We start from the raw sequence: 12,840 nt of genomic DNA on the forward strand, positions 1-12,840 counted from the left end.
CGTGAGGGGGGCCGCGGTCAGGCGGCGGTGGCGCCGGGCACGAGCTGGTCGGCCAGGTACTCGCAGCCGTAGGCCTCCTGCTCGTGCTCCTCGACCAGGCGGGCGTGCTGGCGGGCCTGGCGGCGCGACTGGCGCTCCACACCGAACTGCACGCGCGTGTCCCGCGTGATCTGCTCGACGACGTGCTTGCGGCTGAACTGCATGGCATGCGTCAACTCGTGCACGAGCGTCACGGCGAACTGCGCCGGGTTGGCGTGCTGGTCGACGTTGACCAGCACCAGCACGCTTCCGCCCGTGCGGGGGATGGCGCGGCCGGAGGCGTCGCGGGCCAGGCGGCGGGCGGCGCGCTCGGCGCGGGTGCGCGAGCGCCGGTCCAGCACTCCGGCCAGCTCCGCGTCGGCGGCGGAGCCGAGTTCGGCCATGCCGCGGGTGTGGGTCAACACGATCTCGACGTCCGGCATGCGGCCGGGCACCGCCTGCTCCACCAGCCGCACGGCCTGCGGGGCAAGCTGCCGGGCGGTGCGGGCGGTGGCCCCGTAACCGGGGATCTTGTGGGTGCTCAGGGTGAGGCTCATCAAGATGCTCCGTCTGCTGTGGCCGCGCTCAGGCGGCAGCGTGGGCGGGGGAGGCGGCAGGGGTGAGGAAGCGGAGCGCGGCAACTGCCTGGTGCGGGACGACGCCGTTGCCCAGCGCTTTGAGCTGTGCGGAGCGGGACAGGCCGGGGACGTCGGTGACGTGTCCGGCGGGCAGGCCCATGAGCCATTCGACGAAGGCGGGGCTCAGCCGTCCCACAGCGTCAACTGGCCTGGGCGCCCTGCGGCCGAGCGTTTCTTCCCAGCGGGCGATGGCCGGGCCGTACTCGCCCCAGCCGGTCCCGCAGGGGCTGGCAGGCTGGCCATCTCCGCGGCCAGGCACTTGCCGTGCGTGCCCGCTTCCTGCGACGGGGTCCGCTTGGTCTGCCGGTTCTCGTTGGCCGACGCCCGCGGGGTCGGCAGCAGCGAGACGATGTGGCGCAGGTTCATCCCGCCCTGCGCGGCGTGCCCGGGACCGGTGTTCTCCGAGGTCGACGGGGTCGGCAGGAGCGAGCCGACAGCGGTCGGGAGCTGCCCCTTCTGCCCGCCGCCCTTGTAGTCCCTGGCTGCCGGAGTCGGCAGGCCAGGTGAGGACGAACAGGCGGTTTCGCTGGTGAGCCGCGCCCACGTCAGATGCGCGAAGAGTGCACCAGCGCGCATCGAACCCGAGGGCGGCAAGGTCAGCGAGGACGGTGTCGAATCCGAGAGAAAGGTGCCCTGCGACGTTTTCAAAGACCGCGAAGCGGGGTCGTAGAACGCCAAGGGCACGGGCGATGTGGGGCCAGATGTGCCGGGCATCGGCAACTCCCTTCCTCTTGCCGGCGGAGCTGAACGGCTGGCACGGATAGCCGCCGCAGACCACATCCACCGGTGCCACGCTCGTGAAGTCGGTGGTGGTGATGTCGCCCAGGTTCGCCACCTGGGGGTGGCGGTGGGCCAGGATGCGGCTCGCGCCGTGGTCGTTGTCCGCCACCCACGCCAGCTCGCCGCCGAACACCGCCCGCACGGCCATGTCCAGGCCGCCGTAGCCGGTGCACACCGAGCCGATCCGTAACGGCGTCATACCTCCACCGCCCCGGCCGGGGCGGTGCCCGCCCGCACGGCCCGCTCCTCGCGCAGCGTTTCCCGCAGCAGGCGCGCCTTCTCCGGCGACGTGCGCACCGACCGGCGGATGCCCTCGGCGGTCAGCTTGGCGTCCGGCCAGTCCGCGGTGGCGGCACGTGCCTCAGCGAGCAGTTGCTCGGCGCTGCGCCGCGGCCGACTCGATCGGGCGATGTCCGGCACCCGACCCGTCGCCCCGCGCGGGCGGGCCGACTCCGCGGCCACCGCCCGCCGACCGATCGGCCCACGCGAGGTGGTCGGGTCGGGTACGGGCTTGAGCGGGAGCGTCGACTTCAGGAAGCCGACCGGCACCGGGACCGGCAGTCGAGTCGGGTTCACGGACGCCGGTGCGGGGGCCGATTCCGGGAGGTCAGCCGTAGACCGTTTCAATACGATCTGTGGCGATTCCTCCGCATCTGGGGTCGGGGGATCGATCGGGGTGGGGGTGTGGTGCAGGACCTTGGCGACCAGATCGGAGCCGAAGTAGATCGACCCGACTGGCAGCGACGTGGCCAGCAGCACGAGGGCCCAGTTCGCGGGGTCCCAGTCGGCCAGTCGACCCCAGTCGACCGTACGGCCGTGGAGTGCGGGCACGAGGCCATGCACGTAGTTCAGCACCAGCGATGCGGCGGTGTAGGAAGCCAGTACCTTCAGCGCGAACTGCCGTGCATCGTCGGCCAGGACGAGGGCGGCGACCAGGGCCAGGGCCATCAGGCCGTCGACGACGAACGGGTACAGCGTCGCGGCCACGGGGTCCGCGCCGACCGCGCGGGCGACGTCGTGCAGGGCGTTCCACGACACCCGAAAGGCCATGCCGACCACGACGGCCAGCGCGACGACCAGCAGGATCTTGCCGCTCTTCTTCACCGGTCGCCCTCCCCACTCTCGTCGCGGTCCGGCCGGGGCGCGGGCAGCGGGGGCGCCTGGGTGCGCAGGTAGCGGGCGATGAGGAAGCAGCCCAGCGTCACGGCGAGGGCGGGCAGCGGGCGGGCGTAGACGAACGCGGACACGCCCCCGGCGACCGCGCCCAGCACGCACAGGACCACGGCGGCCAGACGCCACCGCTCCACTCGCACGGCGCTCACGCGGCACCGCCGGGGTTGAACACGAACGAGGGGACGTTCAGCGAGCGGCGGGCAGCCAGAACCTTGCGGCGAGCCCGGTGGATGCGCCGGGCGTCCAGCTCGTTCGGCACCCGGTCAAGGGCGGTGATCTGCGCGTCCAGCAGCTCAATCTCCGCCCGGATCACGGGCATCTCGGCGTCGATGGCGGCCAGCTCCGCGGCCGTGGGCTCCGCCCGCAGGGCGAGCGCGGTAACGGGGGTTTGAGCATTGACGATGTCGTTCATGGGTCGTGTCTCCTAGCGGTAGGAACGGCCCGAACAGAGCCCCCGGAGCGGCAACTCCGGGGGCTCACGCCGTTGGAAAGGAGGGGCCGCCGATGGGCGGCGGCGCGGTCAGCGAAGGCGACCGCAGTGCCTCGGCCGGGAGTCGAACCCGACCTACGACCATCGAGGCGGTTGAGCAGGTCAGAGCTTCTTCAGCTCACTGATGCTGCACAGCATCGGGCCGATCAGGAAGCCGATGCGAAGCACGGAAGGGCAGGTCAGCGGCGCTTGGGGCCGTACTGCTCTTCGGTGACCTCTAAGAACGCATCAAACGCGCAGTCGGCGTTGTACTTGTGCATCTCAGCGAGCTCGGGCCAGCCCTGCTCCTCGGCTGCCTTCTGCTTGGCGTAGTAGTAGCCGTGCGCGTCCAGGAGGTCCTGGGCCGGGTCGTTGCTCATGGAGAGCTCCCTCCGGGTTGTAGTGCTGGAGCCGGTCGGTCCGCTCCCCTCACCGCCCGTACGAGACGGGCGGATCAGGCACCGGACAGGCAGCAGCTCAGGCGTAGAGGTGACGGGCACCGGCCACGCGCAGTGCCGTGTGGGCCTTACGGGCTCGCAGCCCCGCGGCATCCAGATCGTCGGCGGGCACGTCCCCGATCGCGAACGCCGCATCCACCGCTTCCTGCGCGGATGACAGCAGCTCGGGGTCCTGCGTGGTCACGTGCAGCGTGTCCATCGCGCTGGTGACGGCCGACCGGGCGGCGTACCGGGCCCGACGCGCCTCCACGTCGTCCTCCAAGCCCTCGCGCTGCGCCACGATCTTCAAGTACTGCTGCTCGCGGTGGCGGACCACAGCGGCGAGCAGAGCCGTGACGGCCGCGGCCAGGGCCTTGCGCTGCTGCTCGGCCGTGGCCGAGCGCGCCGCGCGAGTGGTGGTCAGGTGCTGCATGAGCCCGGCGGCGAGCGTGCCCGCGAGGGTTCCGATCACGGCAATGAGCGTTGCAGTCATGGGGACTCCCAGAAACGAAGGGATGTTCCGGCTCCCCTCAGCGCTGCTCGTACGAGACGAGCAGCGGAGGCAACCGGCCGCAGCGAAGGGCTGCGGAGGGGTTGAGCAGTGCGAATGTCTCCTTCAGGTCTGCCGCTCCCGTGTCAGGTAGAGCGGCCATGCCTGGCGAAGGCGTATGGAGACGTGACCCTTGCGGGTCGAAGCCCTCCGGACTGCCAAGGGGTCCGGGTCCCTCGCCCCCGCCGAAACGGGGCCTCATGACCCCTTGCGGGGCCCTTTGCGCACCGGGAAGTCGAAGGCGACTCCGTAATCTGGTGCGCACCAGTAGAGTGCAACTGGTGCGCACCAGGGTCAAGAGGCTTCGCTGAATCGGTTGGCGATTGCCCGCCCCGGTGCATCTCCAGAAGACCTCTGCGGGAGGGGGTGTTGGTAGCCAACAGGGCTTAACTCCCGCTCTGTTAACCCCTGTTGACCTGCGCAGATGTAGGGCATGCTGGAGGCGTCGGAGAGTGGATCTACTGCCGGGCGGTGGCCTGTGAGCACAGGACTTCGGAACGCGCGAAAGGCACGAGGCTGGTCTCAGGAGAGACTGGTTCGCGAGATCGAGCAGTACGCCCGGCAACACGTCACAGCCGTGGCCTCCACTGCGAGTTTGCGTGTGTACGTGTCCGAGTGGGAGAACGACAAGCGCACCATCTCCGACCGGTACGCGGTGGTCCTGCGGCAGCTTTTGGGCGTCACAGACGCAGAGCTGCGAGGGGGTCCGTCGGCTGTATCTCCGCCGGCAGCCGACGGGTACGACGACCTGCTGAGCCGGATCGAGTCGGCGAACAGCGTCGGTCCGGCCATGGTGAAGGCCTTCGATGACCAGACCGAGCTGTTACGCACCATGGACCGGCAGATGGGCGCCTCCGCCCTCGTGGACCAGATGGCGGGGCACCTCCACGCTCTCGAAGACGCACTGAACTTCGCGGTGCTCCCCAGCGCACGGAGGCCTGTCGCGCTTGCTCTCGCGGGGGCGGCGACCCTGGCCGCGTGGCAGGCGATCGACTCCGGAGCCGTGGAACGGGCGTGGCGGCACTACGAGTTGGCCAAGCGGGCGGCGCGCGACGCAGAGGCACCCATGTACCTCACTCACGCCATGGCGGAGCAGGCGTACGTTCTCTGTGAGGCGGGTCGGCCATCGCTCGGCCTTGAGCTGGTCCGCGATGCCCAACGCAGCCTTGGACAGGGCGGGTCCCCTCGCCTACGGGCGTGGCTGCACGCCGCGGAGGCGGAACTGTGCGCCCACGCTGGCCTGCCGGACGATTGCCGGCGCGCGCTCGACGCGGCGCAGGCGAGCATTCCGCCGGGCCCCGAGGACCGCGACCCCGACATGTTGAGCATCTTCCTCAACGATGCCCACCTCAGCCGATGGCGCGGCAACATCCTTGCCTTGCTCGGCGATGGCGAGGCGGTCACCAGCCTGTACGGCGCGCTGGAAGTGGCGGACCCGTCGTTCGTCCGGGCCAAGGCAGGACTCCACGCCGACCTCGTACAGGCGCACCTGGCGCGCGCCGAGTACGACGAGGCGAACACCCATCTCCGGCAGGCGCGACTGTTGGCGAGCCGTACCGGATCGGTGCGGCAACGCCGCCGTGTTGACCTGCTCAGCGCCCGGCTTTGATCCCCGGTTTGCCGCGGCTCGCCAGGATGTGAAGCAGCGCGACGAGGGTGCCTGAGCCCATCAGCTCACCCCGGGCCATCAGTCCCGGAATGTCGGCCAGTGGTACCCACTCGATGTGGCCCGCCTCTTCCGCATCCGTTGGCGAACCGACCTGTTCAGCCCCATGACCCACGAAGATCTCGTGCGGCGAGTCGACCATGCCGACCATAGGCTGATACGTGACGACGTGCTCCACTGACTTCGGTCGCCACCCGGTCTCCTCGACGACCTCCCGCAGGGCCGTGTCCGCGGGGTCTTCCCCCTCGTCCACGATCCCGCCCGGCAGCTCCCACCCCCACTGCTGAGGAACGAAGCGGTAGCGCCACATCATCAGTACGCGGTCCTGGTCGTCCAGAACCGCAGTGATAGCGACGTGGTGCAGCTTCACCACGTGATGCTCGAACCGCTCCACTCCGGGCGGTTCCACATCCCAGAGTTGGAGTTTCACCCAGCGGTTGTCATAGAGGTCCCGCTCACCGTGGATACGCCAAGGCTCAAGCTTCTCTGGCTTCTTGACGCTCACAGCGCCGGGAACTCGGTACGAGCTGCGTCCGCGGACTTCCAAACAGCCTTCGGCTACGAGCCGCGCCAGCACCTGCCGGAGCGCGGTGCGCCCGATGCCGAGTTCTTCCACGAGGGTTCGTTCAGAAGGCATCTTGTCGCCGGGCGCGTACTCCCCGGAAGCGAGCCGAGCACGAATCGTCTCGTAGACCTTGGTCGTCTTCGGTCCCATCCGCGGAGCACTCTCCATTCTCAGGTGGTGCGTACCAGCGTAGCGGGATAAGTGCACACTGCCTCCGGTCGCATTTCGACGTTGGGGGAGCTGCGAATCGGGGCTCGTGGCGGGCCGCCTGTGGGCCGTACGAGGGCGACCAGCGTCGACCGCCGACGACCAATGACGCCCAACGGGGACACGACACTCGCCGTGTCCCCGTTGGGCGTCTGTCCTGCTAGACCCAGGTGTCCAGCCACATCCGCGACCGCCACGACTCGATCGGGATCGCGGTGCCCGTGTAGATCGGCCAGAAGTAGATGAAGTTCCAGAAGATCAGCAGGACCAGGACGCCCGCGCTCGCCGCGCCCGCCACCCGGCGCCGCTCGCTGGAGCCCGGCGGCCCGATCAGCGCGCCCACGAGCATCGCCACGGCCAGGCACAGGAACGGCACGAAGACCACGGCGTAGAAGTAGAAGATGGTCCGTTCCTGGTACAGGAACCACGGCAGATAGCCCGCCGCGACCCCGCAGACGATCGCGCCCGCGCGCCAGTCCCTGCGGAAGAACCACCGCCACAGCACGTAGAGCAGCGCGGCACCCGCCGCCCACCACAGCAGCGGGGTGCCGAGGGCGAGGACCTCGCGGGCGCACTTCTCCTTGGTGTCGGCCGGGCAGCCGTCCTTGCCGGGCAGCGGCGACTCGTAGAAGTACGAGACGGGACGGCCGTCGACGATCCAGCTCCACGGGTTCGACTGGTAGGTGTGCGGCGAGGACAGGCCGACGTGGAAGTCGTACACCTTGTTCTCGTAGTGCCACAGGCTGCGCAGCCAGTCCGGGAGCCAGGTGAAGCTGCCGCCCTTGCCGTCCGTCGCCGCCCAGTTGCGGTAGTAGCCGCCGGTGCCGTCGCTCGGCGAGAGGATCCAGCCGAGCCAGGAGAGCAGATACGTGCCGACGGCGACCGGCACCGTCGCCACGAACGCGGGCAGCACGTCCAGCCTCAGCACCGCCGCGTACGGCCGCCGCGCCCCGGCCACGCGGCGCGCGCCCACGTCCCAGGCCACGGTCATCAGGCAGAAGAACACCATGACGTACAGGCCGTTCCACTTGGTCGCGAAGGCCAGGCCGAGGCAGAGCCCCGCCGCCCAGCGCCACGGCCGCCACCCCAGGCGCGTGGTCTCGGCGACGCGCCGGTCCGGGCGCACCGCGCCGTCGGCGTCCGGCGGCAGCGCCGCCGCGAGCCGGGCGCGCGCCCGGTCCCGGTCCACCAGGAGACAGCCGAACGCGGCAAGCACGAAGAACATGAGGACCTGGTCGAGCAGCGCGGTCCGGCTCATCACGAAGTGCAGCCCGTCCACGGTGAGCAGCGCGCCCGCGAGGCAGCCGAGGAACGTGGAGCGGAACAGGCGCCGCCCGATCCGGCACAGCATCAGGACCGACAGGGTGCCGAGCACCGCCGTCATGAACCGCCAGCCGAACGGGTCGAAGCCGAACAGCCACTCGCCGACGGCGATCACGTACTTGCCGACCGGCGGATGCACCACGTACGCGGCGTCCGTGGGCAGCGCGATGCCGTCACCCTGCTGGATGACCGTGTCGTTGATCTTGTCGGGCCAGCTCAGCTCGTAGCCGCGGTGGAGCAGCGCCCAGGCGTCCTTGGCGTAGTACGTCTCGTCGAATATCACCGCCTTCGGGCTGCCCAGGTTCCAGAACCGCAGCAGGCCCGCCACCAGGGCGACCAGGAGCGGCCCGCCCCAGCCCGACCAGCGGGTCAGCCGCCGCGCGGTGGCCGGGGGCACCCCGAGCGCCGCCCAGATCCGCGAGCCCGGTTCGGCGTACGGCGGGACGAGCCGCGCCCGCACGTCGGCTCCGGCCCGGGCCACGTGGCCGAAGCGGCGCAGTCTGCGGTGCCAGGGCGACGGCTGCTGTTCCTCGGCTCGGCGGCCCTCACGAGTGTCCGGGGACGACGCGGTACTGGTCACCGCGCCATCGTAGGGAACCAGACTGTGACAGTCCCGCGGCCCGCCCCTGCGAGGATGGAACCGTGACAGGAAGCGCAGACTCAAGCCCCGACGGCCCGCCCGGCACCACGCCCGCGGGCTCTGGCGACGGCACCGGCACGCTCGTCCTCGCGGGCACCCCCATCGGCGACACCGCGGACGCCCCGCCCCGGCTCGCCGCCGAACTGGAGCGCGCCGACGTCGTGGCCGCCGAGGACACCCGCAGGCTCAAGCGGCTGACGCAGGCGCTCGGCGTGACGGTGGGCGGCCGCGTGGTGTCGTACTTCGAGGGCAACGAGTCGGCGCGCACGCCCGAACTCGCCGACGCGCTCGAAGGCGGCGCGCGGGTGCTGCTCGTGACCGACGCGGGCATGCCGTCGGTCTCCGACCCCGGCTACCGCCTGGTCGCGGCCGCCGTCGAGCGCGGCATCCGGGTCACCGCGGTGCCCGGGCCCTCCGCCGTGCTGACCGCGCTCGCGCTCTCCGGGCTCCCCGTGGACCGGTTCTGCTTCGAGGGCTTCCTGCCCCGCAAGGCGGGCGAGCGCCTCGCCCGCCTGCGCGAGTCCGCCGACGAGCGGCGCACCCTCGTGTACTTCGAGGCCCCGCACCGCCTGGCCGACGCCCTCGCCGCGATGGCCGAGGCCTTCGGGCCCGAGCGCCGGGCCGCCGTCTGCCGCGAGCTGACCAAGACGTACGAGGAGGTCCGCCGCGGCCCCCTCAAGGAGCTCGCCGAGTGGGCGGCCGACGGGGTGCGCGGCGAGATCACCGTCGTCGTGACGGGCGCGCCCGAGCCCAGCGCCGACGCGCTCGACGACGAGGAGCTGGTGCGCCGGGTCCGGGCGCGCGAGGAGGCGGGGGAGCGGCGCAAGGAGGCGATCGCCGCCGTGGCCGCCGACGCCGGGCTCCCCAAGCGGCGTGTTTTCGACGCCGTGGTCGCAGCGAAGCACGCGCCCTGAGGCGTGCGGCGAGACGGGTGCGTCAGCGTGTGCGCAGGGGCGTGAGATACCGGCGCACACGCTTGCTACCTGCACCTTTTCCGTGCTCGCCGGGCGGTGGGGGCGCGGGGGTTTTATTCCTCCGAGCGGCCCATCGCCTGGCAAAGGACTATCGTGAAAGGCAAAAGCGCGGGCCCCGCGTTCGGCCGAATTCCTATGGGAATGCCAAATCGGGCCCAACAGTGCACAGGTCTGGTGCACTCGCTGCGGGAAAGGCGTCCACTGGTGGTCAGGGACGCACCCGTCCCTCGCCGCCAGGCCCGGGTCCGGGCAGGACGCTCCGGGCCGGTGGCGCTTGTCCTGCGGACAAGAGGAGCTCGCATGAGTGAGATCGCAGACACCGGTCACCGCACGGCTGTCGACGTCGTCCATGAGTCCTACGCGTTCGCCTGCATGCGCTGCGGGCACGGCTGGGAACAGTCGTACGAGATAGAGCACCACGTGGACGCCAAGGGGCAGGAGTTCGTGATGTATCTGGCGGGCGGGCAGCGCGTGCCGTCCCCGCTCACCCGGCCCACCTGCCTGAACTGCGGGGGCCACGTCGTACGGATCATGCGCGCGGGCCAGGTGTCGACCGTGCGGTCCGCCCTCGAGTCCATGCACCGCCAGCCCCACACCGAGCACCCGCCGTCCGCCACGAAGGTCCCGGCGAGCGACGGCTCCGCCGAGGCCGCGGAGGGCTCCGCCAAGCACCACTGGCACCTCTCGGACCTGCTGCACCCCTTCCAGAACCACCGCAAGGCGGGCTGAGGCCCGCTGCGGCGCGGGGGCGGGGCGAGAGGGCCCGCGGCCGGGCTCCGTAGGATCGGGGCATGCCCGCCGACACCACCCCGCCCCCGGCACCCGCCCCGCTCAGGGTCCCGGTCGCCGACTCCCACACCCACCTGGACATGCAGTCCGCCACCGTCGACGAGGCGCTCGCCAAGGCCGCGTCGGTGGGCGTGACCACGGTCGTCCAGGTCGGCTGCGACGTCGCCGGGTCCCGCTGGGCCGCCGAGACCGCAGCCGCGCACACCGCCGTCCACGCGGCGGTGGCCCTTCACCCGAACGAGGCGCCGCGCATCGTGCACGGCGATCCCGACGGGTGGTCGCGGCAGGGGGCCCGGGTCGCCGGAGGCGAGGCCGCGCTCGACGAGGCGCTCGCCGAGATCGACCGGCTCGCCGCGCTGCCGCACGTCAAGGGCGTCGGCGAGACCGGCCTCGACCACTTCCGCACCGGCCCGGAGGGCATGGCCGCGCAGGAACGGTCCTTCCGCGCCCACATCGAGATCGCCAAGCGGCACGGCAAGGCCCTGGTCATCCACGACCGCGAGGCCCACGCCGACGTGCTGCGCGTCCTCAAGGAGGAAGGCGCCCCCGAGCGCACCGTCTTCCACTGCTACTCCGGCGACGCCGCGATGGCCGAGGTGTGCGCGGAGCACGGCTACTTCATGTCCTTCGCGGGCAACGTCACCTTCAAGAACGCCGGGCACCTGCGCGAGGCCCTCGCCGTGGCCCCGCTGGAGCTGGTCCTGGTCGAGACCGACGCCCCGTTCCTGACCCCCGCGCCCTACCGCGGACGGCCGAACGCCCCTTATCTCATTCCGGTCACGCTGCGCGCCATGGCCGAGGTGAAGGGTCTCGACGAGGACACCATGGCCGCGGCCGTCTCGGCGAACACGGGCCGCGCCTTTGATTACTGATCGATAACGACCGAAGCGTTCCGGGGCCTGACAGCCTGGGGCAGTGCCGCGACACAGAGTAGCCACCCTGCTTTGGAGAGTGACGGCCGCTCCGCTAGGTTCTGCAAGCCGATCTGCACATGGCTTGTCAGTGGTTCACATGTCAGCTGGAGCGTCGCCGTGAGCACACCGCAGTACGAGACGTATGGGCAGGCGCCGTTCGCGCCCCACGAGCCGTACGGGGGCGGCGCGGCCGCCGTGGGGCACGGAGGGTACGAGGATCCGTACCGGCCGGCGTACGAGATGGCCCCGGGAGCCGGGGAGTACGGCGCGTACGCAGTCGGCGGCGCCGGGAGCGCGCCCGGCGACCCGGAGTACGGCGGATACGCCGAGCAGACCGAGCACGTCGAGTACGCCGGGGCCGGGGCCGGGGCCGGGGCCGGGGCCGGGGCCGTGGACGACCTGGGCGGGCCCGGGCCCGCCCAGGACCCCGACGCCGAGGCCGACGCCGCGCCCCTGCTGCCCCGGCAGGCCGAAGGGCCCCGGAGCGCGGGGCGCGCCCGGGCCCGGCGCGCCGCGCGGCGCAAGCGGGGCGGCGAGCGGCCCGACGGCCTGCGCAGGCTCGTCCCGCAGGCCCTCGTCGTCGCCTTCCTCGCGGGCGGCACCTCCGCCTTCGTCGCCAACGACAAGGCCATCCAGCTCAGCGTCGACGGCAAGTCCCGCACCCTGCACACCTTCGCCGACGACGTCGGGGAACTCCTCGCCGACGAGGGCGTGGACGTCGGCACGCACGACATCGTGGCGCCCACCGCCGAGACCGTGCTCGCCAGCGGCGACGAGATCGCCGTCCGCTACGGCCGCCCCGTGCGGCTCACCCTCGACGGCAGGAGCCGCCAGGTGTGGACCACCGCCCGCACCGTCGACGGCGCGCTGCGCCAGCTCGGCGTGCGCGCCGAGGGCGCCTATCTGTCCGCCTCGCGCAGCAAGCGCATCGCCCGCGAGGGCCTGGAACTCGACGTCCGCACCGAGCGCACCGTGACCGTCATGGCCGACGGCCGGGCCCGCACCATCCGCACCAACGCCGCGACCGTCCACGAGGCCGTGGAGGAGTCCGGCGTCACCCTGCGCGGCTCCGACACGACGTCCGTGCCGCAGGACAGCTTCCCGCGCGACGGGCAGACCATCACCGTCATGCGCATCTCCGGCCGCAAGGAGGTGCGCGAGGAGGTCATCCCCTTCGAGGTCCGCAAGACCGAGGACGCCTCGCTGCTGCGCGGCACGGAGGCCGTGGTGCAGGCCGGGCACGAAGGGGCCCGGCGGGTCACCTACGCGCTGCGCACCGTCAACGGCGTGAAGCAGAAGCCGCGGCGCATCAAGAGCGAGGTGGTGCGCGAGCCGCAGACGCGCATCGTGAAGGTCGGCACGAAGGCCCCGCCCACGTCCGTGCCCGGGGCCGACGGGCTCGACTGGGGCGCCCTCGCGCACTGCGAGTCCGGGGGGCGACCCAACGCGGTCGACCCCTCCGGCACCTACGGCGGGCTCTACCAGTTCGACACGCGCACCTGGCAGGGCCTCGGCGGCTCCGGCCGCCCCCAGGACGCCCCCGCCGCCGAACAGACCCACCGCGCGAAGAAGCTCTACGTACAGCGCGGGGCGAGCCCCTGGCCGCACTGCGGCAAACGCCTCTAGCCCCGGGCTCCGACCAGCAGCGACCACCGGGGCCCCACCCACCCGCCCCCCGTGCCACCCCGGCTCCGCCC

15 protein-coding genes and 1 pseudogene are annotated in these 12,840 nt (G+C 71.8%); 5 read left to right on the forward strand and 11 right to left on the reverse strand.

All coding sequences use genetic code 11. The features are described 5' to 3' along the window. Window positions 1-17 precede the first annotated feature (17 nt). From AC5WAM_RS23855 to kilB, 9 genes and pseudogenes are all read right to left on the reverse strand, one after another. The gene (locus AC5WAM_RS23855; protein ID WP_495518752.1) at window positions 18-575 is read right to left on the reverse strand and encodes a hypothetical protein; all 558 of its coding nucleotides are present in this window, start codon (window positions 573-575) and stop codon (window positions 18-20) included. Between the two features lie 28 nt (window positions 576-603). Beyond that, window positions 604-792, reverse strand: a complete 189-nt coding sequence (locus AC5WAM_RS23860) for a hypothetical protein (RefSeq protein WP_495523786.1) — start codon at window positions 790-792, stop codon at window positions 604-606. Then, window positions 780-1,334, reverse strand: a complete 555-nt coding sequence (locus AC5WAM_RS23865; RefSeq protein ID WP_495523787.1) for a hypothetical protein — start codon at window positions 1,332-1,334, stop codon at window positions 780-782. The genes AC5WAM_RS23860 and AC5WAM_RS23865 overlap by 13 nt, the downstream gene beginning before the upstream one ends. Then, window positions 1,219-1,635: pseudogene (locus AC5WAM_RS23870) on the reverse strand (DNA cytosine methyltransferase); the annotation flags it as partial. The gene AC5WAM_RS23865 and the pseudogene AC5WAM_RS23870, both read right to left, overlap by 116 nt. Further along, on the reverse strand, window positions 1,632-2,540 hold the full coding sequence (locus AC5WAM_RS23875) for a DUF2637 domain-containing protein (RefSeq protein WP_495518753.1): 909 nt from the start codon (window positions 2,538-2,540) through the stop codon (window positions 1,632-1,634). The gene AC5WAM_RS23875 and the pseudogene AC5WAM_RS23870, both read right to left, overlap by 4 nt. Next, complete coding sequence (locus AC5WAM_RS23880) at window positions 2,537-2,758, reverse strand: hypothetical protein (RefSeq protein WP_495518754.1); 222 nt, start codon at window positions 2,756-2,758, stop codon at window positions 2,537-2,539. Before AC5WAM_RS23880 ends, AC5WAM_RS23875 begins: the two co-directional genes overlap by 4 nt. After that, entirely contained in the window at window positions 2,755-3,021 is a 267-nt protein-coding gene (locus tag AC5WAM_RS23885) for a DUF6284 family protein (protein WP_495518755.1), read from the reverse strand. The genes AC5WAM_RS23880 and AC5WAM_RS23885 overlap by 4 nt, the downstream gene beginning before the upstream one ends. Before the next feature lie 257 nt (window positions 3,022-3,278). Beyond that, complete coding sequence (locus AC5WAM_RS23890) at window positions 3,279-3,458, reverse strand: hypothetical protein (protein WP_172382929.1); 180 nt, start codon at window positions 3,456-3,458, stop codon at window positions 3,279-3,281. 97 nt (window positions 3,459-3,555) lie between these two features. Beyond that, on the reverse strand, window positions 3,556-4,008 hold the full coding sequence (gene kilB, locus AC5WAM_RS23895; protein WP_495518756.1) for a plasmid transfer protein KilB: 453 nt from the start codon (window positions 4,006-4,008) through the stop codon (window positions 3,556-3,558). A gap of 658 nt (window positions 4,009-4,666) precedes the next feature. Between kilB and AC5WAM_RS23900 the strand changes: the two genes are divergently transcribed. Then, window positions 4,667-5,674 (forward strand): NsdA family TPR-like regulatory protein, encoded by a 1,008-nt coding sequence (locus AC5WAM_RS23900; RefSeq protein WP_495523641.1) that lies wholly within the window; start codon window positions 4,667-4,669, stop codon window positions 5,672-5,674. On the opposite strand, the gene AC5WAM_RS23905 is transcribed toward AC5WAM_RS23900, so the two are convergent. Together AC5WAM_RS23905 and AC5WAM_RS23910 are read right to left on the reverse strand one after the other, a co-directional pair. Next, window positions 5,658-6,446 carry an NUDIX domain-containing protein gene (locus tag AC5WAM_RS23905; RefSeq protein ID WP_495518757.1) on the reverse strand — a complete coding sequence of 263 codons (789 nt, stop codon included), beginning with the start codon at window positions 6,444-6,446 and terminating at the stop codon, window positions 5,658-5,660. The two genes, AC5WAM_RS23900 and AC5WAM_RS23905, sit on opposite strands and share 17 nt — an antisense overlap. Before the next feature lie 217 nt (window positions 6,447-6,663). Next, window positions 6,664-8,406, reverse strand: a complete 1,743-nt coding sequence (locus AC5WAM_RS23910) for a dolichyl-phosphate-mannose--protein mannosyltransferase (protein WP_366791566.1) — start codon at window positions 8,404-8,406, stop codon at window positions 6,664-6,666. 62 nt (window positions 8,407-8,468) lie between these two features. Between AC5WAM_RS23910 and rsmI the strand changes: the two genes are divergently transcribed. The 4 genes from rsmI (at window position 8,469) to AC5WAM_RS23930 (ending at window position 12,769) form a co-directional block, all read left to right on the forward strand. Further along, window positions 8,469-9,380, forward strand: coding sequence for a 16S rRNA (cytidine(1402)-2'-O)-methyltransferase (rsmI, locus tag AC5WAM_RS23915; protein ID WP_366791565.1), 912 nt, complete (start codon window positions 8,469-8,471; stop codon window positions 9,378-9,380). A gap of 360 nt (window positions 9,381-9,740) precedes the next feature. Then, window positions 9,741-10,169 (forward strand): hypothetical protein, encoded by a 429-nt coding sequence (locus tag AC5WAM_RS23920; protein ID WP_366791564.1) that lies wholly within the window; start codon window positions 9,741-9,743, stop codon window positions 10,167-10,169. A gap of 62 nt (window positions 10,170-10,231) precedes the next feature. Beyond that, entirely contained in the window at window positions 10,232-11,101 is an 870-nt protein-coding gene (locus AC5WAM_RS23925; RefSeq protein ID WP_366791563.1) for a TatD family hydrolase, read from the forward strand. A 159-nt stretch (window positions 11,102-11,260) separates the two neighbouring features. Then, window positions 11,261-12,769: a resuscitation-promoting factor gene (locus AC5WAM_RS23930; RefSeq protein ID WP_495518758.1), complete on the forward strand. Its 1,509-nt coding sequence runs from the start codon at window positions 11,261-11,263 to the stop codon at window positions 12,767-12,769. Window positions 12,770-12,840 lie beyond the last annotated feature (71 nt).

The organism is Streptomyces sp. JLYT201 (assembly GCF_059448825.1).

Bases quoted from the DNA above. Each gene is read 5' to 3' on its own strand.
- AC5WAM_RS23905 (WP_495518757.1), bottom strand. From the start codon at position 6,446: ATGGGACCGAAGACGACCAAGGTCTACGAGACGATTCGTGCTCGGCTC.
- AC5WAM_RS23855 (WP_495518752.1), bottom strand. From the start codon at position 575: ATGAGCCTCACCCTGAGCACCCACAAGATCCCCGGTTACGGGGCCACC.
- AC5WAM_RS23890 (WP_172382929.1), bottom strand. From the start codon at position 3,458: ATGAGCAACGACCCGGCCCAGGACCTCCTGGACGCGCACGGCTACTAC.
- AC5WAM_RS23885 (WP_495518755.1), bottom strand. From the start codon at position 3,021: ATGAACGACATCGTCAATGCTCAAACCCCCGTTACCGCGCTCGCCCTG.
- AC5WAM_RS23920 (WP_366791564.1), top strand. From the start codon at position 9,741: ATGAGTGAGATCGCAGACACCGGTCACCGCACGGCTGTCGACGTCGTC.
- AC5WAM_RS23925 (WP_366791563.1), top strand. From the start codon at position 10,232: ATGCCCGCCGACACCACCCCGCCCCCGGCACCCGCCCCGCTCAGGGTC.
- kilB (WP_495518756.1), bottom strand. From the start codon at position 4,008: ATGACTGCAACGCTCATTGCCGTGATCGGAACCCTCGCGGGCACGCTC.